Annotated in this window: 1 protein-coding gene; it reads left to right on the forward strand. The window is 17.5% G+C overall.

All coding sequences use genetic code 11. The features are described from left to right. Positions 1 to 215 precede the first annotated feature (215 nt). Positions 216 to 467 carry an NADH-quinone oxidoreductase subunit H gene (locus IE038_RS25785; RefSeq protein ID WP_498053062.1) on the forward strand — a complete coding sequence of 84 codons (252 nt, stop codon included), beginning with the start codon at positions 216 to 218 and terminating at the stop codon, positions 465 to 467. Positions 468 to 525 lie beyond the last annotated feature (58 nt).

Genomic DNA, 525 nt, shown 5'->3' on the forward strand with positions numbered 1-525 from the left:
TTTAAATTATAAATTTTTTTGTTAAATTGGAATTTTTAAAAGAGGTTTATGGATTTATATGGATATTTGTTTTTATATTTTTTTTTGTATTGGGAATTATAATAGGTGTATTAGTAATTGTGTGGTTAGAAAGAGAAATATTTGTAGGGATATAATAATGTATTGGATTTGAATATGTTGGTTTGTTGGGAATTTTTTAAGTTTTAGTTGATGGGATAAAATTATTTTTTAAAGAAAATTTTTGTTTATTTAGAGGAAATATTTTTTTATTTACTATTGGATTATTTATAGTAGTTATTTTTATTTTATTAAGTTATTTAGTAATTTTTTTTAGTAATTATTTTGTTTTAGTGGATTTTAATATTGGTATTTTTTTATGGATTGTTATTTTAAGTATTGTTTTTATTGGATTTTTTATGTTAGGATATGGATTAAATAATAAATATTTTTTTTTAGGTGGTTTGTGAGTTGTTGTTTAATTGATTAGTTATGAAATATTATTAATTTTATGTGTTTTATTAATAT

This window comes from Pseudomonas laurentiana (assembly GCF_014648275.1).
In the GTDB taxonomy this organism is placed as follows: Bacteria; Pseudomonadota; Gammaproteobacteria; order Pseudomonadales; family Pseudomonadaceae; genus Aquipseudomonas; species Aquipseudomonas laurentiana.